The sequence below is a fragment of the Nocardia sp. NPDC057353 genome (assembly GCF_042667085.1).
Lineage (GTDB): Bacteria > Actinomycetota > Actinomycetes > Mycobacteriales > Mycobacteriaceae > Nocardia.
The window spans coordinates 121,805-146,578 of the sequence record NZ_JBHVAK010000006.1; the positions used below are offsets into that span (position 1 = coordinate 121,805).

At 73.2% G+C, this 24,774-nt stretch carries 22 protein-coding genes and 1 pseudogene; 12 read left to right on the plus strand and 11 right to left on the minus strand.

Features of this window, described 5'->3' with window-relative positions:
- Positions 1 to 2 precede the first annotated feature (2 nt).
- Both ACFUUZ_RS04785 and ACFUUZ_RS04790 read left to right on the plus strand, forming a co-directional pair.
- Complete coding sequence (locus tag ACFUUZ_RS04785) at positions 3 to 545, plus strand: hypothetical protein (protein ID WP_378692558.1); 543 nt, start codon at positions 3 to 5, stop codon at positions 543 to 545.
- A complete protein-coding gene (locus tag ACFUUZ_RS04790; RefSeq protein WP_378692560.1) occupies positions 542 to 1,093 on the plus strand; it encodes a hypothetical protein in 552 nt (183 codons plus the stop codon). Before ACFUUZ_RS04785 ends, ACFUUZ_RS04790 begins: the two co-directional genes overlap by 4 nt.
- 12 nt (positions 1,094 to 1,105) lie before the next feature.
- On the opposite strand, the gene ACFUUZ_RS04795 is transcribed toward ACFUUZ_RS04790, so the two are convergent.
- Positions 1,106 to 2,611 carry a hypothetical protein gene (locus ACFUUZ_RS04795; protein ID WP_378692562.1) on the minus strand — a complete coding sequence of 502 codons (1,506 nt, stop codon included), beginning with the start codon at positions 2,609 to 2,611 and terminating at the stop codon, positions 1,106 to 1,108.
- A gap of 180 nt (positions 2,612 to 2,791) precedes the next feature.
- Between ACFUUZ_RS04795 and ACFUUZ_RS04800 the strand changes: the two genes are divergently transcribed.
- Positions 2,792 to 3,142, plus strand: coding sequence for a hypothetical protein (locus ACFUUZ_RS04800; protein ID WP_378692564.1), 351 nt, complete (start codon positions 2,792 to 2,794; stop codon positions 3,140 to 3,142).
- Between the two features lie 63 nt (positions 3,143 to 3,205).
- Positions 3,206 to 3,523, plus strand: a complete 318-nt coding sequence (locus ACFUUZ_RS04805; RefSeq protein WP_378692565.1) for a DUF222 domain-containing protein — start codon at positions 3,206 to 3,208, stop codon at positions 3,521 to 3,523.
- A 119-nt stretch (positions 3,524 to 3,642) separates the two neighbouring features.
- Here ACFUUZ_RS04805 and ACFUUZ_RS04810 read toward each other — a convergent pair whose 3' ends face one another.
- Positions 3,643 to 4,323 (minus strand): class I SAM-dependent methyltransferase, encoded by a 681-nt coding sequence (locus tag ACFUUZ_RS04810; protein WP_378692567.1) that lies wholly within the window; start codon positions 4,321 to 4,323, stop codon positions 3,643 to 3,645.
- A gap of 306 nt (positions 4,324 to 4,629) precedes the next feature.
- Here ACFUUZ_RS04810 and ACFUUZ_RS04815 point away from each other — a divergent pair, with 306 nt between their 5' ends.
- The 3 genes from ACFUUZ_RS04815 (at position 4,630) to ACFUUZ_RS04825 (ending at position 7,983) form a co-directional block, all read left to right on the plus strand.
- The gene (locus tag ACFUUZ_RS04815) at positions 4,630 to 5,961 is read left to right on the plus strand and encodes a TetR/AcrR family transcriptional regulator (protein ID WP_378692569.1); all 1,332 of its coding nucleotides are present in this window, start codon (positions 4,630 to 4,632) and stop codon (positions 5,959 to 5,961) included.
- A 106-nt stretch (positions 5,962 to 6,067) separates the two neighbouring features.
- Positions 6,068 to 7,516, plus strand: a complete 1,449-nt coding sequence (locus ACFUUZ_RS04820; RefSeq protein ID WP_378692571.1) for a phenylacetate--CoA ligase family protein — start codon at positions 6,068 to 6,070, stop codon at positions 7,514 to 7,516.
- 137 nt (positions 7,517 to 7,653) lie between these two features.
- Positions 7,654 to 7,983, plus strand: coding sequence for a DUF732 domain-containing protein (locus ACFUUZ_RS04825; RefSeq protein WP_378692572.1), 330 nt, complete (start codon positions 7,654 to 7,656; stop codon positions 7,981 to 7,983).
- A gap of 7 nt (positions 7,984 to 7,990) precedes the next feature.
- Here the strand turns inward: ACFUUZ_RS04825 and ACFUUZ_RS04830 are convergent, their stop codons facing one another.
- From ACFUUZ_RS04830 to ACFUUZ_RS04845, 4 genes are all read right to left on the minus strand, one after another.
- Positions 7,991 to 8,518, minus strand: coding sequence for a DUF5134 domain-containing protein (locus ACFUUZ_RS04830; protein ID WP_378692574.1), 528 nt, complete (start codon positions 8,516 to 8,518; stop codon positions 7,991 to 7,993).
- 79 nt (positions 8,519 to 8,597) lie between these two features.
- The gene (locus ACFUUZ_RS04835) at positions 8,598 to 10,109 is read right to left on the minus strand and encodes a DHA2 family efflux MFS transporter permease subunit (RefSeq protein ID WP_378692576.1); all 1,512 of its coding nucleotides are present in this window, start codon (positions 10,107 to 10,109) and stop codon (positions 8,598 to 8,600) included.
- 130 nt (positions 10,110 to 10,239) lie between these two features.
- Positions 10,240 to 10,791 carry a 3,4-dihydroxy-2-butanone-4-phosphate synthase gene (locus ACFUUZ_RS04840; protein WP_378692577.1) on the minus strand — a complete coding sequence of 184 codons (552 nt, stop codon included), beginning with the start codon at positions 10,789 to 10,791 and terminating at the stop codon, positions 10,240 to 10,242.
- Entirely contained in the window at positions 10,788 to 11,186 is a 399-nt protein-coding gene (locus tag ACFUUZ_RS04845) for a nuclear transport factor 2 family protein (protein WP_378692579.1), read from the minus strand. The genes ACFUUZ_RS04840 and ACFUUZ_RS04845 overlap by 4 nt, the downstream gene beginning before the upstream one ends.
- Positions 11,187 to 11,435: 249 nt before the next feature.
- On the opposite strand from ACFUUZ_RS04845, the gene ACFUUZ_RS04850 reads away from it, so the two are divergent.
- Complete coding sequence (locus ACFUUZ_RS04850; protein WP_378692581.1) at positions 11,436 to 14,036, plus strand: ATP-binding protein; 2,601 nt, start codon at positions 11,436 to 11,438, stop codon at positions 14,034 to 14,036.
- 21 nt (positions 14,037 to 14,057) lie between these two features.
- Here ACFUUZ_RS04850 and ACFUUZ_RS04855 read toward each other — a convergent pair whose 3' ends face one another.
- Both ACFUUZ_RS04855 and ACFUUZ_RS04860 read right to left on the minus strand, forming a co-directional pair.
- A complete protein-coding gene (locus ACFUUZ_RS04855) occupies positions 14,058 to 14,894 on the minus strand; it encodes a mycofactocin-coupled SDR family oxidoreductase (RefSeq protein ID WP_378692583.1) in 837 nt (278 codons plus the stop codon).
- 29 nt (positions 14,895 to 14,923) lie between these two features.
- A complete protein-coding gene (locus ACFUUZ_RS04860) occupies positions 14,924 to 16,105 on the minus strand; it encodes an acyl-CoA dehydrogenase family protein (protein WP_378692584.1) in 1,182 nt (393 codons plus the stop codon).
- 214 nt (positions 16,106 to 16,319) lie between these two features.
- Here ACFUUZ_RS04860 and ACFUUZ_RS04865 point away from each other — a divergent pair, with 214 nt between their 5' ends.
- The gene (locus tag ACFUUZ_RS04865; RefSeq protein WP_378692586.1) at positions 16,320 to 17,144 is read left to right on the plus strand and encodes a SigB/SigF/SigG family RNA polymerase sigma factor; all 825 of its coding nucleotides are present in this window, start codon (positions 16,320 to 16,322) and stop codon (positions 17,142 to 17,144) included.
- A gap of 57 nt (positions 17,145 to 17,201) precedes the next feature.
- On the opposite strand, the gene ACFUUZ_RS04870 is transcribed toward ACFUUZ_RS04865, so the two are convergent.
- Positions 17,202 to 18,359, minus strand: coding sequence for an esterase/lipase family protein (locus ACFUUZ_RS04870; RefSeq protein WP_378692628.1), 1,158 nt, complete (start codon positions 18,357 to 18,359; stop codon positions 17,202 to 17,204).
- Positions 18,360 to 18,806: 447 nt separating this feature from the next.
- On the opposite strand from ACFUUZ_RS04870, the gene ACFUUZ_RS04875 reads away from it, so the two are divergent.
- The gene (locus ACFUUZ_RS04875; RefSeq protein ID WP_378692588.1) at positions 18,807 to 20,021 is read left to right on the plus strand and encodes a PucR family transcriptional regulator; all 1,215 of its coding nucleotides are present in this window, start codon (positions 18,807 to 18,809) and stop codon (positions 20,019 to 20,021) included.
- Between the two features lie 3 nt (positions 20,022 to 20,024).
- On the opposite strand, the pseudogene ACFUUZ_RS04880 reads toward ACFUUZ_RS04875, so the two are convergent.
- Positions 20,025 to 21,242 (minus strand): annotated as a pseudogene (locus tag ACFUUZ_RS04880) (serine hydrolase domain-containing protein).
- A gap of 91 nt (positions 21,243 to 21,333) precedes the next feature.
- Here ACFUUZ_RS04880 and ACFUUZ_RS04885 point away from each other — a divergent pair.
- Positions 21,334 to 22,482: an alkane 1-monooxygenase gene (locus ACFUUZ_RS04885; protein WP_378692589.1), complete on the plus strand. Its 1,149-nt coding sequence runs from the start codon at positions 21,334 to 21,336 to the stop codon at positions 22,480 to 22,482.
- A 38-nt stretch (positions 22,483 to 22,520) separates the two neighbouring features.
- Positions 22,521 to 23,096 carry a hypothetical protein gene (locus ACFUUZ_RS04890; RefSeq protein ID WP_378692591.1) on the plus strand — a complete coding sequence of 192 codons (576 nt, stop codon included), beginning with the start codon at positions 22,521 to 22,523 and terminating at the stop codon, positions 23,094 to 23,096.
- Positions 23,097 to 23,303: 207 nt separating this feature from the next.
- Here ACFUUZ_RS04890 and ACFUUZ_RS04895 read toward each other — a convergent pair whose 3' ends face one another.
- The gene (locus tag ACFUUZ_RS04895) at positions 23,304 to 24,620 is read right to left on the minus strand and encodes a lipase family protein (protein ID WP_378692593.1); all 1,317 of its coding nucleotides are present in this window, start codon (positions 24,618 to 24,620) and stop codon (positions 23,304 to 23,306) included.
- Positions 24,621 to 24,774: the final 154 nt, after the last annotated feature.

Below are 24,774 nucleotides of genomic sequence, written 5' to 3' on the forward strand. Positions count from 1 at the left end.
GAATGTCCGACGAGACCGCCCGGCGCGCGCCGGAGCCGAGTGAGGAGACCGCCATGCCGTTCATGGCCGAACTCGCCGATCAGCTGATCCGGCGGGGACTGGTCACGCCGGATGCCATCCGGGGGTGCACCGACGCGGAGATCGCCGCGCTGCGGCAGGCGCAGGGGGTGCGGGCGCTTCCGGCCGCGTACCTCGACTTCCTCGCGATCACCGGGAAGAACCCGTACTGGCTGAGCCGCGACGGCGAATGGGACTACGCCTCGCTGCTCCGAGCCAAGCAGACGGCCCGCGAGATCGTCGCCGACGACGACGATCGTTCCTTCGCCCCGTTCGAGGACGCCTACATCCTGCAGACCCACCAGGGCTACGCCTTCGAGTACTTCCGCGGCGCCGACCTCGACGAACCCGATCCACCGATCTGGCTCTACGAGGAGGCACAGCCGGAACGCGCGGGGCCGTCGACCTTCACGGGCTGGATCGGCGAGCTCGCCGCCGACCTGCCGCGGTTACTGGAGACCCGCAGGCGGCTCGGAATCCAGGCATGACGGCGAGCGCGCCGCTCGACACCGCGGAGCAGGTGCGGCACTACCTGGCAACGGCATTCGACACCGACCGGGCGTACGCGGTGTTCCGCTGCGAGTACGGCTGGGTCGCGCAGCCGGTGCTCACCGAGGAGGAGGTCGCCGCGGAGGCGGGGATCGGGGCGGGCACCTACGTCGTCGATCGCGCCACCGGCGTGATCACCGCGCACGGCAGCCTGCACCCGGAGCTCATCGGCGCGGAGTACGACGAGGCCGTGCGCAACGGCGAGCCGGTCGACGGCTACCGGGTGTACCCGCCGACCTGGGAGATCCACGTCAAACACGACGGGGAGACTCCCGACGTGATCGAGTACCGGGTGTGGGCACGCTCGCTGCTGGAACCACCCGCCGAACCCGCCCGCGAGCGCAGGCTGACGCTGAACAGGCGAACCTCCACCTACGACACCGACGAGGCGACGACCCACGAGACGTGCGTCCACGCCGCGGCGTGGCTCGAGCAGCAGAGCCGCTGGACCGGCGCCTGGCCGGACGTGGACTCGTTCCGGGTCTGACCCCGGCCCAGGTCAGACCCGGAAGTCGGCGGCGGCGCCGGTCTTGCGGTCGTGGAAGCGCTGCTCGAAACCCGCGGCGTAGCGCGAGGGCGGGATGGAGGACGAGGACTGCTCGATGACGCCGTCGTCGGCGATGTAGAAGATCGCGCGGCCGACGGCGATCTCGCCCGGCCCGGTCGGCGCGACGACCATCCAGCCCACGGTCAGCCGCTCCGCGACCAGGTCGTCGACAGGGTAGGCGGAGGTGTCGATGCCCTGCTCGGCGATGTGCGCGCGGACGGCGGCGATGGCCTGCTCCCGGGAGAGCCGGTCGGGCACCTCCATCACCAGTCCGGCCAGCGAGAGCTGGTAGAGCGCCCCGGCGATGTCGTCGGCCGGGTCGGTGAACAGGGCGGTGAGCGTATCCCGTGACGCCACCCCGGATTCCGCGGCGGCCACCAGGTCCGCCGCGGCGGCACGCTGCCGGTCGCTCGGGTCCGGGCCGAGCACCCCGCAGATCACATCGGCGGTGCTCTGCGCCGACCACACCCCCGGCACCGCCGCGGTGAGCCGGTCGGCGGTCGGCGACTCGCCGCGGAACCAGCTGCCGCGCTCCCACCAGTAGCAGAACGACAGGGTGCCGCGGGCCGCCCGCGGGTTCAGCACCTGACCGGCCACCCAGGCCGGGGCACCGGCGTACAGCTCGGGCAGCGGCGTGCCGTCGTTGTAGGCGGCGTCCAGCTCGGGCGCGTTCCACACCCCGCCCGAGAGCACCGCGCGGCCGCCGGGGAGGACGTACAGCGTCGCACCGCCGCGCGAAGCCCCCTCGAAGACACCGAGCGCGGGCAGCACCCGCGGCCCCCACGCCGAGCCGACCGCGACGAACGCCGCCGCGATCGCCGCCCAGCGCGACCAGAGCACCGGAAGCGCGGGGAAGTCGTCGGTCGACCGCACCGCGGCGCGACCGACGGCCCGGTCCGCCCGTGCCCGCTCATCGGCCTCCGCGGGCGAGCGCCACTGCCGGTCGCCGTGGCCGAGGTAGGCCGCCAGCCAGACCGGCAGCCGCTCGCGCGGGTACGCCTCCAGGTCGGCCAGGTACGCCTCCGGCACCAGCAGCTGATCCTCCGGGAACGGCTCGTCGCCGTAGTCGTAGTCGACCTCGAGGGTGCCCGCGACGTCGAGCCGCAGCACCATCCGCCACCACGGCCCGTCGCCGATCCCGGCCGCGACCTCCCGTTGCCGCCGCACCATGTCGACGATCTCCGCGGTCGGTTCCAGCCGGGCGACCAGGTCGTCGTCCAGGTGGTACAGGACGTAGCTCACCCCGCCCGCGACCGTCAGCGCGAAGAACGCCTCCAGCCTGCGCCAGCCCTCCGGTCCGGCGACGGCCAGTTCGCGCGCCGTCTCGTGCGCGAGGTCGGTCGCCTGCCGTTCGATCGCCGAGCCGTCGTCGGCGGGCGGTTCGGGCAGCGGCGGCACCCCGGACAGATTCAGCGGGATATCCGGGGCCGCGGCGGAGTCGTTGTGCGGCTTGCTCATTCGATCGACTCTCCCCGGATCGCAGTGCCTGACATCGCCGAGCCTGCCCAGCGAATGTACCGACGACGTTAAGGCATCGTAAAAGTGGCGGGCACGTGTATCCAAGATGAACTCTGGCCGGCACCATGGTTGTCGGACGAAAAGCGGCGCTGCGGCACCGGATTCGAGAGGACCAGCACGATGAGCCAGTCCGTGGAGATCGACCCCGACGGAGTGCGCCGCGCCGCACGGCAATTCGAAGAGGTCGCCGCGGCGACCCGGATCCTGCTCGAAACCCTCGAGCAGGCGTGCAACAGCCGCGGCGAGCCCTGGGGTGACGACAAGCCCGGGCATCAGTTCGCCGACGGCGAGAAGGGGTACCTGGCGAACCGGGACAGCTGCTTCACCACGCTCGGCGGGCTCATCGAGGTCTTCGAGGCGAACGCGGTGAACCTGGCGGACACGGCCCACGCGTTCGAGGTGGCCGATCAGCGGACGCTGCCGCGGCAGCGGGCCCGCCTGCGCCGGTGGGCGAGCGACGCCGCGGCCTGAGGCAGGCCATTCGTACTCGAAGAGTTATCGAACATACGTTCTAAGGTGCGGTACGCTACGCGGGTGACCAAGCAAGCGACTGCGCCGACGCCGCAGGTCCCGGCACCCGGATGGTCCGAGTTGGCCGATGTCGACCTGCTCCGCACCCTCGTCGAGACCGAGCGCCGCAGGCGGCAGCTGGATGCCGCCATGCGGGCGGCGGTCGCCGAAGCGGAGCGACGCGGCCTCGCCGCGGACACCGGCTACCGGGACACCGCGGAGCTGCTGACGGATCTGCTGCGGATCAGTTTTCACGAGGCACGGCGGCGGCTCGGGTACGCGGCGCCGCAGTCTCGGGCGCGGCCCAAGCGGGTGTGGAAGGTGCTGGCGGCAGCGAGCTGAGTCCGCGCCCCACACCCGATCGCCGCCCCGGCGATCGTTCGCTGAAATCCGCCGCACGCGGCTCCGCTCAGCACGGCCGCGTCACCCTCGGGCGACGCCGCCCGCGGACCCGGCCGACATCACGCGGATTCCCGTACCGCCACCGCCGTGCACGCACCCGTCCGGCCGAGCACGGCCTCGAGTGCCGCGGCGGCGGCCGCGACCGGCAGCACCAGGAGGGTGAGCAGCCTGCCGAGCCGATACCGCGAACCGGTCCTGACCCAGGCGTGCCGCACCCGGAGGCCGACCCCGAGCTGCACCATGCCGTCGACCCAGCCCAGCACGGTGACACCGCCGGAAACGCCGGAGGTGCGGACACGCAGGCCGTTGTCGCGCAGCAGTGCCGCGAGCGAGCGTCGGGAGAGGTGGTGCCGCTCCCCCGGCCGATGCCTGCCCAACCACCGCGCTCCGAGGACGCGCGCCTGCACGCTGTCCGGATCCGGGATCGAGACGATCAGCGAGCCACCCGGCCGCAGCAGATGCGTCGCCATCCGGATCTCACCCGAGGGTCGCGGCGTGCGCTCGAGCCCGTGCCAGTAGACGATCGCGGTGTAGCGGCCCGGCGCGTCGATCAGATCCTCCAGGCCGCAGCGCCGCACGTCCGGGGTGGTGGAGTGCGGATCGATGGCCGTGACGTAGCAGCCCTCGGGGCGCAGGGTGGCCGCGAAGCGAGCCGCTCCGTCGCCAACGGCCAGCGTGTTCGAGAAGTCGACGTTGTCCAGGCGGAGTCGCCAGACGGCGGAGCGGTAGGACGCGCCCACCACAGCGGCCGCGAGGCGGGCGTGCCTGGCGCGCGGACGCGCGGAGTCGATTGCGCCGCCGCACGAATCACACCGATCGGTATCGGAATTGGAGCCGACCGCGCCGTGACACGGGCCACTGGGCGCGGGACACGTACCGGCAGTCGACATGGCCGAATTCGATCACGGAAGCCACCCCGGTGACCATGGCAGGCAGCCTTGCCCCGGCGACCACTTCCGAACTACGATCTTGCGCTCGTTGACTCGAAAGTCAAGCGGCGGGCCGGGATCGGCCCGCGGCACCCGACCAGACCGGGAGAACCGACCATGCCGGAGCGGCACCTCTCCGCCCGCCAGCGCTTCCTGCAGGCGGGCCGGGAAGCGCTGGCGGCGGGTGATCTGAACCTGCTCGCCGACGGGCTCGTCATCGACCGCCACGTCACCCCGCGCGCGCAGCTCTCCAAGCAGACCTTCTCGACCACCTACCCGCGCCGGACGGGCGGCGGTGGCGGCAAGGAGCTGTACCTGCGGGAGCTGCTGCGCACCGTGATGGCGGGGACGCGGCGGACGGCCGAGGCCATCGACGACGAGGTCGGCCGCCGCACCCGGGCGAGCGGCGGCGATCCGCGCACGGTGATCCGCGGCCTGTGCGAGTGGAACCTGGAGCAGATCCGCACCGATCCGGCCACCCAGCTCCGCCTCGTGGTCGCCGCCGCCGCGGGCGGGGACCCCGCGGCCACGGCCGCCGTCCGCGACGAGTACGCCCGGCTCACGACCATCTCCGAGCGGGTGCACACCGAGGCGATGCAGCGGTGGGGCGCGAGCCTGCGCCAGCCGTTCACCGTCGAGATGCTGGCGGTGGTGATGACCGCGCTCGGCGAGGGGCTCGCGCTCCGGGCGCGCTTCGATCCGGAGGCCGTCCCCGACGACCTCTTCGGCCACGCCGCCGTCGCGCTCTTCGCCTCGGTCCTCGACCCCGACCAGACGCACGGGCACATCGACGACACGATGGCCGCGCTGGCGGAGAAGGCGGTCGGCGGTTTCCGGTCGACCGGCTCCGACTCGCTGCCGGACGACCCGGAGCACGCGATCATCAGCGCCGCCACCGCGGAATTCGCCGAGCGCGGGTACTTCAGCACGACCCGCACCCAGATCGCGACCTCCGCCGAGGTGGCGCCCGCGCTGGTCGACACGCTGTTCCCGACCACCCCCGATATAGTCGTGGCCGGCCTCGCCACCGCCTTCGGCCGGCTCGCGAAGCGCACCGAGAGCGACGCCCGCTACCGGCCGAGCGCCGACGTGCTGCGCCGGTACCTCACCGGTCTGGCCGAGCTGATCGGCGCGCACCGGACGCTGGTCGAGGCGATGACGCTGATCATCAGCGTGGAGCGGTTCCAGTCGCCGAGCACGGTGACGCGGGTGCTCACCGCGCTCGACTTTCCCGGGCTGATCGTGGCGGCGATCGAGTCTGCGCAGGAGAAGCACGAGATCGTCGACGACGTCCCTGCGGCGACGATCGCCACCACGCTGGTGAACAATGTGCTGATCCTCAGCCTGCGCGATCCGCGGGCGGTGCCCGCCGAGGTGGCGGCGACCGTGGAGCGGCTCTGCCTCCGCGGGCTGCTCGCCGACGCGGACGGAGCCGGGCCGCCGTCCTGAACAGCACTGCTGTTCAGCAGTGTTCAGCAGTCTCCAGGCCGCGGTGTCCGGGCCGGGCTGCGCGCGCAGGCTCGCCGTGCAACGTATTCCGGCACGGAGGTAGGCCATGACAACGACGGAGAACGGTCCCGCCCGCACGGTGGCCTCGGCGGGGACCCGGCCCGGTCTCGACACGGCGTTCGCGACCTTCCGGCGGGCGAGCGGCGCCCCCGGCTACGCGGCCTTCCTCGCCGCGTATGGCGTGCGCGCCGACGCGGTCACCGATTTCGCGGCGGTGCCGCCGATGACCAAGGCGGACGTGGCGACGACGTGGCCGCTGAGCGAAAGCGTCGACGCCACCTCGATGCTGGTGGCGAGCTCGGGGGCGTCCGGGACCGCGACCTACTGGCCGCGCGGGCCGAAGTCGTTCGCCGTGGCCGAGCAGCACTTCGACGCGCTGTTCCGCTCGCAGTTCGGCACCGACCGGAAGCAGACGCTGGTGATCGTCTGCTTCGCCATGGGCACCTGGACCGGCGGCACCTACGCACTGCTCGCCCTGCTCGGGTTGCGCGCCCGCGGGCACCGGATCACCGTCATCACCCCCGGCGTCGATCTGCCGTCGGCCGGGGACGCGCTGGCGACGCTCGGCCCGTTCTTCGACCGCATCGTGCTCGCCGGGTACCCGCCGTACGTGCGCGACCTGCTCGACCAGGCGCCGGAGGCCGCGCTCCGGCAGGACATCCGGCTGCTGGTCGGCGGCGAACCCACCAGCGAGGACTACCGGGACCACGTGCTGGAGCGGCTCGGCCGGAGGGACAGCCCGGAGCGGGTGGTCGCCGTGTACGGGGCGTCGGAGATCGGCTTCGTCGGCAACGAGACCGCGCTCACCATCGCCGTCCGCCGGGCGGCGCGCGGCAACCCCGAGCTCTCCGCGGCCGTGTTCGGCGCCGGCCCCGGCAAGTCGGAGGCGCCCGCGCCGCAGCCGACGCTCGTCGAGTACGACCCGCGCTCCTGCTACATCGAGGTCGAGCCCGACCACCTGCTCTTCACGGTGGACGGGACGCTGCCGATGGTCCGCTACCGGGTCGACGACCGCGGCACCGCCCGCAGCGGGGACGAGCTCGCCGCGGTGCTCACCGCCACCGGCCACGCCGACCTGGCCGCGGCGGTGCGCCGGGACGCCAGGTACCTCGCCATCTCCGGCCGCACCGATGTGGCGACCATCCTGTACGGCGCCAATATCTACCCCGACCCGGTGCAGGCCGCCGTGGACCAGCCCGGCTTCGGCGCGACGGTCACCGGCAAGTTCGTGCTCGCCACCGTCCGCGACGGGCAGCACCAGCGGTTGCGGCTGCAGGTCGAGCTGCGGCCGGGCGCGACCGCCGATCCTGTTCTGGCCGAGCGGATCTCGGCGGCGGTGGTCGCGGCGCTCTCCGGGGCGAACAGCGAGTACCGGGTGCTGCGCCGGGAACTCGGCGCGGTCACCGACCCGGATGTGGAGTTCGCGCCGTACGGGTCCGGCGCGTTCACCCGCGGGGCCAAGCACCGGCGGGTGGGGCCTGCCACCGAGGCGTGAGCGCGGCTTCGGCCGGGAGGGCTGCTCCCCGCACCGTGGGGGGTGCCCGCTCCAACCCTGGGGTGGGTTCTCCGGCGTGCTCGGCGGCGGAATCATTGAGGGCACCACCACTCCAGCTCGACACCGAGGACGCCATCATGGTCACCACCCGTCACCGCCTCCGCACCTTCGCCGTTGCCTCCGCCCTCGCCTTCGCCGCGCTCGGCGGCGGCATCGCCACCGCGTCGGCCGACATCGGCCCCGCCGAGACCTCCTTCCTGGAGGAGATCGGCATCAACAACGCCACCCTGCCGGGCCGCTCGGCCGACGACATGGTCGCCGCCGGCTACCTGGCCTGCGGGAACCTGCGGGCCGGGGTCTCGGTGCTGGACGAGATCAGCGCGGTCGAGCAGGCCTACCACTTCGACCAGGGCACGCTCTTCGTGAGCGCCGCCACGACCAACCTGTGCCCCGATTTCGCCGGCTGATCACCGTTCACCGGTGCGCGATGTGGGTCAGCCCCATGAGCAGCATCGCCGCTGTCATCGCGAGGTGCGCGAGGGTGCCTGCGGCGGATCGAGCGGCGGGCAGGGCGCCGCGGCCCGCACGCCATACGTACAGCCGGACCCAGGCCCAGGCGATGAGCGCCACGATCGGCAGCGAGAGCCACGCCGGACCCGCTCCCCCGGAGTGCTGATGGGCCGCACCGGGAGCAGCCGCCGCGCCGGGCGCCGTCAGCAGCAGCACCACCATCACCAGCACGTCCGCGATCACCGGCAGCCGCCGCGCGAGCGGGACCGGCGTGTCGGCCAGCCACAACCCGAGCCCGCCGAGCGCGACCGCCCACGGCAGTGGGCCCAGCGGGTCGTGGGCCGGGATCAGCATGGCGGCCATCGCCGCGCACAGCACCCCGTGCGCGACCCGGCCGCGACCGGCACACGGGTGCGGGCACGCCAACGCCGACGCGGAGAACACGACCAGCGCCGCCGTCACCGGGACGATCCACTGCTGCGGTTCCCCCATCACCCCGCACCTCCCGGTCACCCCGCGGGTGCGGCGGCGCCTTTCACGGTAACCGGGAATACCGCTGCCGCGGCGCGGATCACAGCCCCGGTGCCGCCTCCGGGGCGGCCCCGGTGCGGTGGCGCGGCAGGAACAGCGCGGGCAGGAAGATGACCGCGGTGAGGGCGAAGGCGACCCAGAAGGCGAAGCCGAAGGCATTGGCGAGCAGCGGGCCGATGATCGGGAGCGCCTCCGGGGGGATCGTGCTGATCTGGTCGGCGCCGCCGCCGGGGGCGTTGATCCCCCGGGAACTCAACTGCTCGGTGAGGCGCTGGGTCAGCGCGGTGACCAGCAGGGCACTGCCGAGCGATGCGCCGACCTGCTGGATGGCGGAGAGCGTCGGGGCCGCGCGGGAGACGATGTCGCGGTCCAGGCTCGAGTAGGCGGCGGCCATGGTCGGCATCATGACCGAGCCGAGGCCCATGCCGCGGACGAAGAGCGCCACGCTCAGCCACACATACGAGGTGTCGGTGCCGACCTGGGTGAAGGGGAAGGTGCCGATCAGCGCGAGCACGACGCCGACCGGGACCACGTACCCGGCGCCGATCCGGTCGACCAGCCTGCCGCCGACCACCATGGCCACGATCGCGCCCAGCCCCTGCGGGGCGAGCAGCAGCCCGGCGCCGAGCGCGCCCTCGCCGCGCACGGTCTGGTAGTAGAGCGGGAGCAGCAGCATGCCGCCGAAGAGCCCGATCGCCACCAGGAACACCGCGAAGGTGGCGCCCGCGAAGAGCCGGTTGCCGAGCAGCCGGACATCGACGATGGAGGCGGAGCCGCGGTTCAGGCTGTGCCAGGTGTAGAGCGCGAGGCCGACGGCGCCGGCGAGCAGCCAGCCGAGAACGCCCCACGCCCCGAAGCCGCCGTGCGACGCGGCCTCGGAGAGGCCGTAGAGCAGGCAGACCAGGCTGCCGGAGAGCAGCACCAGCCCGCGCAGGTCGAGCCTGCCCGGGTCGGGCAGCGCGTCGCCGGACGGCAGCTTCCACACCGCGAGCGCGATGGCGAGCGCGCCGACCGGGACGTTCACCAGGAAGATCCAGTGCCAGCCGGTGTACTCCACGAGCAGCCCGCCGAGCACGGGACCGAGGACCGGGCCGAGCAGCATGGGGACGCCGATGATGCTCATGGCCCGGCCGAGCCGGTTCGGCCCGGCGGCCCTGGTGATGATGGCCTGGCCCGCGGGGAGCAGCATGCCGCCGCCGAGCCCCTGCAGCACCCGGAAGAAGACCAGGCTCTCGACCGACCACGCGGTGGCGCAGAGCGCGGAGCCGAGCACGAACAGCGTGACCGCCGTGAGCCAGGTCGGCTTGGGGCCGAAGCGGTCCATGGCCCAGCCGGTGAGCGGGATGACCAGGGCGACGGCGAGCAGGTAGCCGGTGACGACCCACTGGGTGGTGGAGAGCGGGGCGCCGAGCTCGGTGCTGAGCGCGTCCAGTGCCACGTTCACGATCGTGGTGTCGAGCACCACCATGATCATTCCCGCGACGATGACCAGGCCGGTGACGATCACGTCGCGGTCGAGCTTGTCGGAGGGTGCGGCGGTGGTCGTGTCCATGCCTGCTCCAATCGGGCCGAGTTGTCCCGAGTATGCCGGGCGGGCGGCCCGGCGAGACAGCCGCCCCGACAGCTGTCCGATTTGCCGCATGCCTGCTCAGCGGGGGTTTTGACCGGATAGTCCCGATCGCTCAGCGGGGGATGTCGCCGAGGCGCAGCACCGGCAGCGCGGCGGGTTCGGCCTCGGCGGCGCAGAAGAGCACCGCGGCGCCGGGCCGGCCGCAGCGCGCTGCGAGCTCGGCCAGCAGGGCCGGGCGGTTGGCGTCGCCGGGCTCGGCCAGTACCGGGATGACGTGGCCCGGCCTGCGCAGGGCGTCCGGAGTGGCGTCGGGGTCGGCGAGCACCCGCGCGGTGGCGGCGCGGTCGTGCGCGGAGATGCCGGTGGTGATGCCCGCGGTGGCGTCCACCGAGACCCGCATGGCGCCCGCGTACCAGTTGCCGCCGGGGTCGCGCCAGTTCACCGGCGGCAGCTCGAGGCGGTCGCAGCGGGCGGCGTCGACGGTGGTGCAGAGCAGACCGGAGCCGTGCCGGATCATCCCCGCGACGGTGCGGCCGGACGCCGCAGACGCCAGCGTCACCAGGTCGGAGCCGGTACCGCGCAGGTCGTCGACGACGAGCACCACCCCGCCCCGGCGCAGTACGGCGAGCGCGGTGGGGGCCCGGCCGACCAGCGCGGCGGTCACGAACCCGCCAGGCCGGTGGTGGCCCAGAACCGCTCGAAGGACGAGGGGACGATATCGGTGCCGTGCGTGACCCTGCCGTCCACGAAGCGGTGCGTCATGACCATGGTGATGTCGAGTTCGGTATCGCCGAGCCTGCGGTAGGCGCGCACGTCGGCGACGACGAGCTCGTCGCCGACGACCTTCACCTCGAGCACCTCGTTGCGCGCCTCGTCCAGCTTCGCCAGCACGCCGAAGGCCTCGAGGAACTCGCCCTTGGTGTAGAGCCGCTGGGTGCCGTCGAGGGTGAAGCCCGCCCAGGTCATGTCGTCGTCGTAGAGCGCGACCAGCAGGGTGGGGTCGCCCGCGTCCGCGGCGGCGAACGCGGCCCGCAGCGCCTCGGCGTTCTTCGTCGTCATGTTCGCTCCTCGGGGTGGTAGCCGATGTGGTGCCGATCACTGTGCCGGGGCGTTGCGCCGGACCGTAACCGTTCGACTACGTGATCCGGCCGCGCGCCCCGCACCACCGCCCCGGCCTGGTCGGACGGGTGCGCAGCCGGTCGGGGGCACACCGTCGCGCACTCGATGACACATCCTGACCCCCCTGGTTGCGGCGGGTCCGTACGGCATTGGACAGTGATCCACATCTCACCGGAGAGATGGAGGGACATGAACGTCGACGAATGGTCGGAGATCCAGCGCTGCCATCGGGACGGCGAGTCGATCAAGGGAATCGCCGCCCGGCTCGGCATGTCCCGCAACACCGTGCGGCGGGCGCTCGCCATGGACACCCCGCCGGACGACCACCGCCGCCGCTCCGGGCGGGTCACCGACGACATCGACGCCGCGGTCCGCGACCTGCTGGTGGCCGCCCCCGGCATCGGCATCGCGGAGATCTCCCGGCGCATCGGCTGGACCAGGTCGCGCACCATGCTGGCGCGCACGGTCACCGAGATCCGGGCCGAACTCGAGGCGGCCAAGCGGGATTCGCAGCACATCGCGGCGGGCGTGCCGACCCCGGCGACCACCTTCGTCGGCAGGCGCGCGGAGCTGCGCGAGCTGCGCGGGCTGCTCGGCGAGCACCGGCTGGTGAGCATCGTCGGGCCGGGCGGGATCGGGAAGACCCGGCTCTCCATCCAGGCCGCGTACGAGTTCCGCCGCGCCTTCCCGGACGGCGTGCGCTTCGTCGAGTTCGCCGCCATCCGCACCCCGGAGCTGCTGGCCCAGGTGGTGTGCGACGGGCTGGCGCTGGACAACAGGGACGCGCACCACCGCTCGCCGGAGCAGGTGCTGATCGAGTACCTGCGCAACCGCCGCATGCTGCTGGTGCTCGACAACTGCGAGCACGTCGTCGACGCCACCGCCGCCCTGGTGGCCCGGCTGCTGGAGGCCACCTCCGGGCTGCGGGTGCTCAGCACCACCAGGGAGTACCTGGCGATCCCCGGCGAGTACGTCTTCGACCTGCCGCCGCTGCCGACGCACGCGGGCGCGGTCGAGCTCTTCGGCTCGCGCGCCGCCGAGGTGCTCTCCGGCTTCCGGGTGACCGACGAGAACATCGGCGAGATCGAGCGGATCTGCGACCGCCTGGACGGGCTGCCGCTCGCCATCGAGCTGGCCTGCGCCCGGCTCACCGTGCTCTCGCTCGGCGACCTCTCCGGGCTGCTGGAGCACCGGCTCTCGGTGCTCACCGCGGGCGCCAGGGCCAGGGCGCCGCGGCACCGCAGCCTGCCCGCCGCCATCGACTGGAGCTACGAGCTCTGCACCGGGCCGGAGCGGCTGCTCTGGACCCGGCTCTCGGTCTTCACCGACGGCTTCGAGCTGGCCGCGGCGGTGCGGGTCTGCGCGGACGACCGGCTGCCCGCCGCGCTGATCATGGACACCACCGCGGCGCTGGTGGCGAAGTCGATCGTGCGCCGCGAGGAGCACGGCGGCGGGGTGCGGTTCCGAATGCTGGAGGCGATCAGGGAGTACGGCCACGACCGGCTCACCGCGCCGGAACGCGACGAGCTGCGCGGCAGGCTGGCCGGGTGGTGCGCCGAGGTGGTCCGCGCCACCGCGGCGGGTTGGTACGGCCCGGACCAGCTGCGGCACGTCGCCGCGGTGGAGCGGAACCGCGGGAACATCCGCGCCGCGCTGGAATCCGCGCTCTCCGACCCGGGCGACCCGGTGGCCACCGGGCACGCGGCGGCGGCGCTCGGGGCGTCGCTGTACCTGTGGGCCTGCGGCATCTCGGTGCGCGAGCACCGCATGTGGCTGACCAGGCTGGTCGACCTGCCCGGCATCGACCCCGCCGCCAGGGCAAGGGCGCTCGCGGTGCTGGCGCTGGTGCAGGTGCTGCAGGGCGACCGGGACGCCGCCGGGTACACGCTGCACCGGGCCCGCGAGCACGGCGACGCCGCGCTCCTCACCCACCTGCGCGGGCTGCGCGAGCTGTTCGCGGGCGAGCTCGACGCCGCCGCGGCGAGCATGGCCGAGGCGCGGGCCGGGTACGCGGCCTGCGGCTCGCCGCCGGACCTGGTGACCATGCTCCGCATCCACCGCGGGATGCTCTACAGCGCCACCGGCGAGATCGACCGGGCGCGCGACGAATTCGCGGCGGTGCACGCCGAGACCACTGCGGTGGGCGAGCACTGGTTCCACTCCTACGCCATCTACGGGCTCGGGCTGGTGGCGCTGCGCGGCGGCGACTGGTCGGCCGCCCGCGAGCACGCGCTGCGCGGGCTGCGGATCCAGCGCCGGTTCGGCGACGTGCTCGGCACCACGCTGCTTGCCGAGTTGCTCGGCTGGGCGCTGGCCGGGCTCTCCGCCGCGGCGGCGCGGGAGAGCGGCGCGGCGGCGCGGGATTCGGCGGCGACCGCGGCGGTGCTGCTCGGGGCCACCTCGGCCAGCTGGGGGTCGATCGGGCAGCAGCTCTACGGCTCGGAGAGCTGGATCGCGCTGCGCGAGCGGGCGATCGAGACCGCGCGCGGCCGGGTCGGGGAGCAGGCCTTCGAGCGGGCCGGGGTCAAGGGGAGCGCCATGTCGCTGACCGAGCTGCTGGAGTTCGGCGCCGCCGAACCGGCTCCGGCTCCGGCCGCCGCCGAGCGCGACCGGCTCACCCCGCGCGAGCGCGAGGTGGCGGCGTGGGTGGCCGAGGGGCTCACCAACCGGCAGATCGCGGAGAAGCTGGTGCTCTCGACCCGCACGGTCGAGGGGCACGTCGAGCACCTGCTGCGCAAACTGGGGCTGCGCCGCCGGGTCGAGCTGGCCGCAGCGGGGGTGCCCCGCTGAGTTGCGGGGCACCCCGGCGGTTCACACCTTGGCCAGCGCGCCTGCGTCGATCGGCAGCGCGATGCCGGTGACGAAGCGCGCCGCGTCCGAGGCCAGCCACACCACCGCGTCGGAGATGTCCCCCGGCTCCAGCCACGGCGTCGGCAGCAGGTTCATCCCGGACTGGCACGCCTCCCGGAAGTCGGCCCGCGTCGGCTGCGCGAGATCCGGCCGGAAGAGCCGGTACATGGCCTCATGGTCGATCATGTCGGTGAGCACCGAGGTCGGGTGCACGGAGTTGCACCGGATCCCGTGCGCGCCGAGCTCGTTGGCGGCGGTGCGGGCCAGCCCGGTCACCCCGTGCTTGGCCGCCACGTAGTGCGCGAAGTTCGGGAAGCCCTGCAGCCCGCCGGTCGAGCTGATCAGCACGATCGACCCGCCCTCGCCCTGCGCGATGAGCTGCGGGACGACGGCGCGCAGCGTCTTCCACACCCCGCTCAGGTTGACGTCGATCATCTCGTCCCACTGCGCCTCGGTGAGCTCGTGCAGCGGCGCCGAGGAGAAGATGCCCGCGTTGGCCACCACGATGTCCAGCCTGCCCAGCTCCGCGACGCCGTCGGCGACGGCGCGCTCCAGCGCGGCCAGGTCCCGGACGTCGGCGACGGCGGTGTGCGCCCGCTGCCCGGTCTCGGCGACGAAGTTCGCGGTCTCCTCCAGCTCCTCCCTGGTGGCGCCGCGGTACTCGGTGCTGGCGATGTCGGCGCAGATGTCCACCGCGATGACATCGGCGCCCGCCTCCGCCAGCCGGATGGCGTGCGAGCGCCCCTGGCCGCGGGCGGCTCCGGTGACCAGGGCGACCTTGCCGTCGAGCGTGCTCATGAATGTGGTCCTTTCGAAGGGTTCGGAGTTCAGCGGAGGTAGCCGGGGACGATGGCCTGCGCGGCCTCGACCAGGGTCATCCGGTCGACCAGGGCGTGCTGGGTGGCGACGGCGGCATCGCGCACGCAGCGGCCGAGCGCGCTGGGGTTGCGCACGGTGGCGCTGCCCGCCCAGCGGTGCGCGAACATCACCACGTCGCCCGCGACCTCCTGGGCCCAGGTCGCGGTCTGGCGCATGCGGGCGCGCAGCTCGTCGGTGATCGGCTCACCCGCCGCGGCGGCGGCCTGCGCCGCGCCGTACACCTCGTAGACGTAGGCGCTCGCCGCCCGGAAGAGCGCCTCGTGCCGCGCGAAGTCCAGCCGGAACAGGTCGGATTCGCCGACCGGCGTGGCGTAGCCCGGCCGCTGCTTGGTCGCGACGATGCCCGCGATCTCCTGCAGCGCGCGCTCGGCCAGCCCGAGCGCGACCGGCGCGTGCCCGCCGACGCCGATGCCGAGCAGCCCGAGCTCGTAGACCGGCTCCGGGCGGGTCGGCACGGTGGAGAAGGTCTCCATTACGAACCTGTCCGGCACGAAGCGGTCGTCCACCCGGTAGTCGTAGGAACCGGTGCCGACCATGCCCATGACGCTCCAGTTGCCGAGGAACTCGATCTCCGCGCGCGGCAGGAAGCCGATCCGGCAGTCCGGCTGCCCGTCCGGGCCGACGACGGGGTTGCCGTCGGCGTCGTGCACCACGAAGCCCGCGCCGATCCAGGAGGCGTGCGCCGAGCCGCTGGCGAACTGGAAGCAGCCGCTCACCCGGTAGCCGCCGTCCACCCGGACCGCGCTGCCGGTCGGCACGATCATCCCCGCGGTGATGCCGCGCTCCGGTCCCGCGAACATCTCCCGCGCGCCTGCCTGGTCCATGAACCCGACGGCGACGGCGGTGCTGCACGAGTTGGCCATGAAGGCCCACCCGGTGGAGCCGTCGGCGCGGGAGAGCTCCTGGATCACCCGGAAGGCGCCGACGATGTCCAGCCCGGCGCCGCCGTACTCCTCGGGCACCAGGATCCAGAAGAGCTCGGCGTCGGCGAGCGCCTGGAACACCGTGCCCGTGATGGTCGCGCCCGCCTCGATGGCGTCGGCCTCGGCCTCGATCACCCTGGCTACCTCGCGCGCCCTGGCCAGGTACTCGTCGGCGCGGGTCAGCGGCGCTGCTGCCGTCATGGTCATGGGGTGGTCCTTCCGATCGACGACGTATGACTCACGTCACAGTGCCGAAGGGAGGGGTGGACCGGCATCGGGGCGACTACGTGGTCCGCTACGTGATCCCGCGGCCGGGTAGCGCGGGGCGGCGCGGAAAATCGGCCCGAAGCAGTTTGGCGGCAACGGGTCCGGGTACCAGCTAGGACGTGCGTTCGCCCTGCCCGGCCGGAAGAGGTGCCCGATGAACTCGACGACGATGACCGCCTACCGCGATGTCGCCCGCCGTACCAGCACAGGCGGCTACGAGAACCTCGAGCCGCGCTTCGCCGAGCTGGCCGCGCTACCCGAGGGCGACCCGGCTCGGGCCAGGCTGCGGGAGGACATCATCACCGCGGCGCTCCCGCTGGCCGAGCACATCGCGATGAAGTTCGCGGGGCGCGGCGAGAACGCGGACGACCTGGTGCAGGTCGCCATGGTCGGGCTGGTGCAGGCCGTCGACCGCTTCGACGTCTCGGTGGGCGCCTCGTTCGTCGGGTTCGCGGTGCCGACCATCATGGGCGAGGTGCGCAGGCACTTCCGGGACCGCACCTGGGCGGTCCGGGTGCCGCGCGCGACCAAGGAGCTGCAGCAGCGGCTGGCGCCCGCGATCGAGACGCTCTCGCACCGGCTGCACCGGATGCCGACCGCGCGGGAGATCGCCGCGCACCTCGACGTCGATCTGGTCGAGGTCACCCAGGCGCTGATCGCCCGCAACGGCTACGCCGCCGAGCCGATCGAGCAGCCGCGCGGCGGCGACGAGGACTCCGGCACCACCTCGGCGCTGGACTCCTTCGCCGCCCCTGACCCGGGCTACAACCTGCTGGAGGACGCCATCACCGTCGGCCCGCTGCTGGCCGCGCTGCCCGAGCGCGACCGGCAGGTGCTGATGTGGCGCTTCGGCGACAACCTCACCCAGTCGGAGATCGCCAAGCGGCTCGGCATCTCGCAGATGCAGGTCTCCCGCATCCTCACCAAGGTGCTGGCCACGCTGCGCGAGCAGGCGCTGGCCGAGCCCGCCGTCGCCTGACCATCGAACACGGGAGCCCGGGGCGCAGTGCCCCGGGCTCCCGTGCGTTTCCGGTGGTCAGAGCTTGCCACCGCCACCGATCAGCCACGGGTTGAAGGTGCAGACCAGGCTCGGGTTCGCCTGGGGGTCCAGCGAATTCAGCACGATGGAGAGCGCGCGCGGGGAGTACATCACCGTCAGGTGGTCGGAGACATCCTGCTCGCAGCCGTCCTGCAGCGTGATGTTGCGGACCGTCGCGCCGGGGCCCGCCTGCAGGAACGTCAGGTCGTAGGGGTTGGTGATCTCGTCGTACCTGGTCCCGACGACCGTGTAGTCGACCCCGGCGACGGTGTCGCCGTTCGCGTTCAGCTTGTTCACGAAGTCCGAGCCGATGGTCTGCTGGATCCCGGCGTGCCCGACGAAGATCTCGATGAAGCCGAGGATGTCGATGCCGAGGTTGTTGATCGCCCGGCCGAGCGCGCCGATCCCGATCAGGCTGGTGCCGTGGTGCGTGGCGCCGAAGGTGACCAGCTTGTCGACCTTGGCCGCGCCGCCCTCGAACTTGGTGTACCAGTTCGCCATCGAGCCGCCCTGGGAGTGCGCGACCAGGTCGACCTCGTCCGAGCCGGTCGCCGCGAGCACCCGGTCCACGAAGGTTGCCAGCTGCTTCGCCGAGTCCTGGATGTAGCCGGTGCCCATCACGCCGGGCAGCACCGCGCCGAGGCCGCCGCCCTCGATCAGGCTCGACCGGCCGTAGTTGAAGGTGAAGGTGCAGAACCCGGCGTCGGTGATCGGCTTGGACATGTAGGCGAAGCCGTTGTAGGCGTTCATCCAGGTGCCGTGCACCAGCACCACCGGGCGCGGGTGCTCCGCGGTCGGCTTGCAGTTCCAGTCGTTGGTCCCGGGCGGGGCCACGTCCGGGTTGCCGAGGCCGTACCCGAAGGCCGCCACCCACGACGACTGCTCCGGCCCGAAACCGACGGTGTCACTGGCGTACCCGCCGGAGGAGCCCGAGCTCGACCCGGAGCCGCCGTAGCAGTCGCCCGAGCCGTTCCCCGACCCCGCGCCGCTCCCGGAGTCGCACGCCGACCCCGAGGCGCTCCCCGAATCGGCGATCGGCGCACCGGTGCGCCCGGCCGCGATGTAGTCGGCGAGCGCCTGCTCGTCCGCCGCCGCCACCGGCTCCGCCTGAGCCACCCCGGTGAACCCGACCGCCAGCACCGAGACCACCATCATCACCGCCGAGCCAACCACCCGACCACACCTACGACGTTTCATACCGAGCCTTTCTGCGAGAACCGCACCGTTCTCCCGATGACGTCGCCGAGCGCGACTGCGGGCTGACGCTACGGTCGGAACCGGCTCGAATACCCGGGTCAGGGGGCAGCACTGGAATGCTCACGAAGTTCGCCCGGAAAGGGCGGTGGCCGACCACAGAATGCCCGAATGCCCACGGAGAGAGACCATTCCGGACACCCGAAAAGTGAGCACCACCGCGATAACACCGCCTATGCCCTCTCGCCAACGCCGCCGTTCAGCGGCGTAACCGCAGTTCACAGCGGGAATAGTGGGCGCGGCGAAACGGAGTGGAAAGCGAGCGAAAGCGCCTATTACCGTTCGATAACGCCGTATTCGTCGAGAACAACCGGCGGCGCGGCGGATTCGACGCGAGGAGGTTCCGTGATGGCCGAGAGCAGCGTCCGGCCGGAAACCGGACCGGGCAATTCCCCGACCGCACCTGCCCGCCAGGAGCTGCACCGGATAACCCGCGACCTGGCCACGCAGCTGGCGCGCTCCGGCATCGCCTGCGCGGGCGCGCCGCACACCCCCGCGGGCGCCGACCTCACCGCGGTGGTCAGGGCCTGCCTCGGCTGGCTGGTCCAGCGGCTGGAGCAGGGGCGGGCGCCGGACGGCCGGATCGAGCGGCTGGAGCCGGCCGCGGCCGAGTGGGCGCGCGACGGCGTCCCCATCGACACCGTGCTGCGGGCCGTGCACCGCGGGGTCAGGGCCGGGCTGGACGCGCTCTTCCCCGGGCCTGCGACCGGGTTCGACATCACCACCGGCACCACGGCGGTGGTGGAGCTGCTCGACCTGATCAGCTGCACGGTCAGCAAGGTCTACATCCGGGAGCTGCGCGGCGCCGCCGCCGGGCACCAGACCTCGGCGCACACACTGACCTCGGCGCTGCTCGCCGGGCACGGCGGCTCGGCCATGGCGCGGGAGTCCGGCATCCCGCTGGCGCCCGGCTACTTCGCGCTCGCGCTCGCGGTCCCGGCGCACCGGGACGAGCACCGGCCGGGGCTGGACCGGGCCGTGGTGGCCAGGCGCAAGCTGCGCAGGCTGCAGTCCGCGCTGGCCGGGCGGTTCGGCGAGCGGGCGCTCTCGCTGCTCTCGGTGGACGGCGGGACGGTGCTTGTACCCGCGGACCGCTGCACCGACGCCGGGATCGACGAGCTGGTCGGGCTGCTCTCCGCGGCGGCGCAGGTGCCGCTGACCGCCACCGTCTTCACCGCCACCCCGGAGACCGTGGCCGCCGCCGCGAAGCAGGCGCACGAGCTGCTGGACACCGTCGAGCAGCTCGGGCTGGAGCCGGGGGTGTACCGCTTCGACGAACTCGCGCTGGAGTACCAGCTCACCCGGCCCGGCATCGGCCGCGACCTGCTGCGCACCCAGCTCGCCCCGCTCACCCGGCACCCCGAGCTACTGCACACGCTGCGCGTCTACATCGAGGCGAACCGGCACCGGCAGCTCGCCGCGCAGCGGCTGCACGTACACCCGAACACCCTCGACTACCGACTGCGCCGGGTCGGCGAGCTCACCGGGCTCAACCCCACCGAGCCGCGGGACTGGTGGTACCTGCACGCGGCCGTGATCGCGACCGCGCGCGCCGGTTCCTGACTCTCAGAGCGCGGCGTAGACCGCGGCGAGCAGGTCGTGGGCGCGAGTGTCGCCGTCCAGGCCGGTGCGGCGCAGGTTCGGGACGAAGGCGAAGCCGAGTTCGCGCTCCGGGTCGGCGACGCCGAGCGAGCCGCCCGAGCCCGGGTGCCCGAAGGCGGTCGCCCGTGCCGGGGCGGGCAGCGGCATGGCCTGGGCGGGCAGCATGTAGCCGAGGCCGAAGGCGCTCTCCAGCACCAGCACCGCGTCCGGGCCGCGGACCTGCTCGGCGGTCGCCGCGCGCAGCACCTCCGTCGGCAGCAGGGTGCCCGCGACGAGGTCGCGGTAGAAGCCCGCCAGCGCGCGGGCGGTGGTGTGCAGCCCGCTGGCGGGCCAGCCGCCCGCCTGCACCGCGGGGTCGGAGTAGGTGGCGAGCGGGTTCATGGAGCCGCGCATGAGCAGCGAGTCGGGGTCGGCGTAGGCGTGCGCCAGCCGGGCCGCGCCGCCCGGCAGCGCGGCGGTCGTCGCGGCGGTCGCGGCCGTTGCGGCCGTCGCCGCGGGTCCAGCGGTCGCCGCGGGTGCGGCGAGGGCGGTGCGGGCGGGCGGGACCGGGGGTATGCCCAGGTACAGCTCCGGCCCGAGGTGCGCGCGGACGTAGTCGGCGACCGGGGCGCCGGTCTGCCTGCGGACGAACTCCCCGGCCAGCCAGCCGAAGGTGAGCGCGTGGTAACCGTGCGCGGTGCCCGGCTCCCACACCGGGCGCTGGCCCGCCAGCCTGGCCGCCGCGGCCGCGGGGTCGGCGGCCTCGGCCACGGTGACCGGTGCGTCGAAGGCGGGCAGCCCGGCGCGGTGCGCGAGCAGGTCGGCGAGCGTGGTGTGCTCCTTGCCCTCGGTGCCGAACTCCGGCCACCAGGTCGCGACCGGGGCCTAGACGTCGATGCCGGTCTCGGCGCTCACCCGCAGCGCCGCCGTCGCGGTCAGCGCCTTGGTGCAGGAGAAGGTCACGCACGGGGTGTCGCGCTCCCAGGGGCGGCCGCTCCTGCGGTCCGCGACCCCGCCCCACAGGTCGACCACCGGCCTGCCGCCCACGTACACCGCGACCGAACCACCCAGGTCCGTGCCGTCGTCCAGATTCGCCGCGAAGATGTCGCGGACCGCGCCGAAAGCGGGATCCACACTGCCCTGCACCACCATTGGTGGATTAGAACACGTACCCATTCTGTCGGCGTGTCGTTGCCGAAACATTGCTGGCTGTTCGCGCGATGCACAGGACACGACGGTTGCGAGGTGGTCGGACTCGGCAGCCGCGGTCGAAGTGGCACGAGGTGCGGGAACGATGTGGGCGAGGGAACGGGGCTACGACCCGAAGCGGTACCTGTGGGTTCTCGGACTGATCGCGCCCGCCTCGGCGCTGCTGCCCTCGCAGCTGGTCTACCGGACCGGCATGCCGGTGTTCTGGTGGATCGGCCCGGTGATCGTGCTGGTCGCCATCCCGCTGCTCGACGTACTGGTCGGCGCGGACGGCTGCAACCCGCGCGACGAGGACTACGAGCGGCTCTCCGCCGACCGGTACTACCGCTGGTGCACCTACCTCTTCCTGCCGGTCCAGCTGGTCGGGCTGCTGCTCGCCTGCGCCATGTGGGGCGGCTCCGAGCTCGGGACCTGGGACAAGATCGGGCTGGCGACCACGCTCGGGCTGGTCTCCGGGATCGGGATCAATGCCGCGCACGAGCTCGGGCACCGCGCCGAGCACCTGGAGCGGTGGCTGGCCAAGGTCGCGCTCGCCCAGTCCGGGTACGGCCACTTCTTCGTCGAGCACAACCGCGGGCACCACGTCCGGGTGGCGACCCCGGAGGACCCGGCCAGCGCCCGGCTCGGCGAGTCGCTGTACGCCTTCCTGCCGCGCGCGGTGGCGGGCGGGTTCCGCTCGGCGCTGCGGCTGGAGCGCGAGCGGCTGGCGCGCCTGGAGTCGGGGTGGTGGAGCCCGCACAACCACATCCTGCAGGCGTGGGCCATGACGCTGGTGCTCTTCGGCGGGCTGATCGCGGGCTTCGGCTGGGAGATAACGCCGTGGTTGCTGCTGCAGGCCGTGATCGGCGCGGGGCTGCTGGAGACGGTGAACTACGTCGAGCACTACGGCCTGCTGCGGGCGCGCCGCCCGGACGGCCGCTGGGCCCGCTGCTCGCCCCGCGACAGCTGGAACAGCGACCACCTGGTCACCAATATCTTCCTGTTCCACCTGCAGCGCCACAGCGACCACCACGCCAACCCCGGCCGCCGCTACCAGACCCTGCGCAGCACCGAGCTCGCCCCGCAGCTCCCGGCCGGGTACGCGGGCATGATCGTGCTCGCCGCGATCCCCCCGCTCTGGCGCCGGTGCATGGACCACCGGGTGCTCGCCCACTACGGCGGCGACGCCGGGCGGGCGAACATCCAGCCCGGGAAGCGGGAGCACTACCTGGCCGAGGTCGCCTCCGGGCGCTGACGGCGCTCCGTGTCGGCCCCGCCCGCTACCCTTCCCCGATGGTCAAACCCGATTCGGCGCTGCGCCGCCTGTGGCGGACAACCGGGAAGTTGCTGGAGCCGTACGGGTTCGCGGGGACGGAGCCGCGCTGGGAGCGGGCCGAGCACGGCGGGGTGGCGGTGGTGGAGCGCACCCGCGTGGTGCGGACGTGGACGAACGGGCAGCAGGTGATCCGGTTCGGGCTCGCCGCGGGCGCCGTCCCCGATGCCTGGCGCGACTACACCGCGTGGTGCGGGACGGCGCGGGAGATCGCGGGGGTCGGCGATCCGCAGCCGGTGTGGACGCTGCGGCCGGACCCGGAGCAGCCTGGCCACGCGCTGGTGAGCGACCTCGAGCTGATCCGCGCCGAGCTCCCCCGCCGGGTGCACGCCTGCGCCCGGCGCGCCATCCAGCTCGCCGAGCCGGAGCGCTACCTCGCGGAGCTGCTCGCGCTCCCCGCCCCGGACCCCGCGGCCCGCGAAACCATCGTGGTGCTGCTCGCCGCCGCGGGGCCGAGCGAGCGGCTGGACGCCGCGCTGCTGCGGTGCGACGTACCGGAGGCGGCAGCATACGCCCGCGCGAAGATCACTTGCTGACCACGCTTTTCGGGGCGGCGCGGCGGGTAACGGCGGCCCGCCGCGCGCCGGTGGACAGGGTGACAACCGTTCACCCGCAGTGAGGATTTCGCCGTGCTGTACTTCGTCTCCGTCCCGACCAGCCCCATCGACGCCGTGCTGCGGCTGCTCGCCCAGCTCACCTGCACCATCTCCGCGGTCGATGGCTGCGCCGTCATCCAGTAGCGCTCAGAGCTCGGGCGCGAGCGAGTTGCCCGGCGCGATGCTCGCGCAGTTGTTCGGCGCGGGCTTCCCGGCGAACCGGTCGAGCAGCCAGGTGACCGCCTCCGGCGACCAAGCGGGCAGCGCGGGGATGTGGCTGAGCGCGTCGTACTGGCGGTAGGTGATGGTGCCGTTGCCGGTGTCGCAGTACCGCCGCGCCAGCGCCCGCACGTCGCCCGCGATCATCACGCCGTCGCCGGGGCCGACCCCCGGTTCGGTGCCGTCGGTGCCCTCCAGGATGCCGTTGGCGCCCTGGCCGATGAACATCGGAACGGTCGGGGTCGGCGCCTGCCCGAGGTTGATCTTGGCAACCGTCTCCACGAACGGCGGCACGCTGTTCGGGTTGGCGAACTCCGGCTTGGTCATCTGCGCCCAGGTCAGCCCCGGGTACTGGAAGAGCACGTCGGTGATCGAGGCCGACGAGAGCCGCGCGACGATCTGCGCGCCGTAGTCGTTCAGGTACGGCGTGAAGTCGATGTCGTAGGAGCGGGCGATTCCGATGATCGCCATGGCCGCCACCCCGGCCCAGCCGAGGCTGCCGTCGATGTAGCGCAGGTTGCGCGCCGGGTTCACCAGCACGCCGCCCTCGGCGACGCCGACCAGGCCGGCGTTCACCTCCGGCGCGTACTCCGGGGCCAGCGCCGCCGCCCAGTTGGTGGCGATGGCGCCGCCGGAGTAGCCGAAGAGCCCGACCCGGGACCGCGGGTTGAGCCCGGTGGCGGCGGTGGTGGTCGCGGCGCGGATGGCGTCCAGGGTGTTCATCCCGTACTCCGGGCCCGCGGCGAAGTTCGCCGACTGCCCCTCGGTGTCCGGAACGATCACCGTGAACCCCTGCGCGAGGAACAGCCCCATGACCGCGCCCTCGGAGTCGGCGATGGCGCCGCCGAGGCTGCCGAGATTGCCCGCGATGGCGCGGGACGGGCTGTGCTCCGGGTTCAGCGAGTCGTACGCCGAGCCGTAGAGGACGACCCGCGTCGGGTCGACGCCGCCCGCGGGCAGCAGCACCGAGGTGACGTTGGCGCTCGGCCTGCCCTGCGCGTCGGTGCTGCGGTAGCGGATCTGCACCGCGGTCAGCGGCGTGGCAACGCCGACCAGGTGGTAGGGCAGTACCCGGCTGGCCAGCACCGTGCCCGGCGCGGAGGACGAGAGCGGCGCCTGCCCGCTGTCGGTGAAGAAGCTGTTGTCCGGGGCGGCGCTCGCGACCGGCGCCACCGCCCCGCCCGCCAGTACCGTCACCGCGGCGGCGGCCGCTGCCACCGCGAGAGTCACTCGACCGGTTCCCACGTTGCCGTCCTCTGCATCGAGGCGCGCCCGAGCGGCGCGGCTTCCCCAACCGGACAGACCCGTCCGATTACCGGTCAGTAGTGTTGCCGGTCACCTCGGCCGCGTCAAGGACCGGGAGCGCAGGCGTGGCGCGGCACCCGTTCGGCGCGAACGG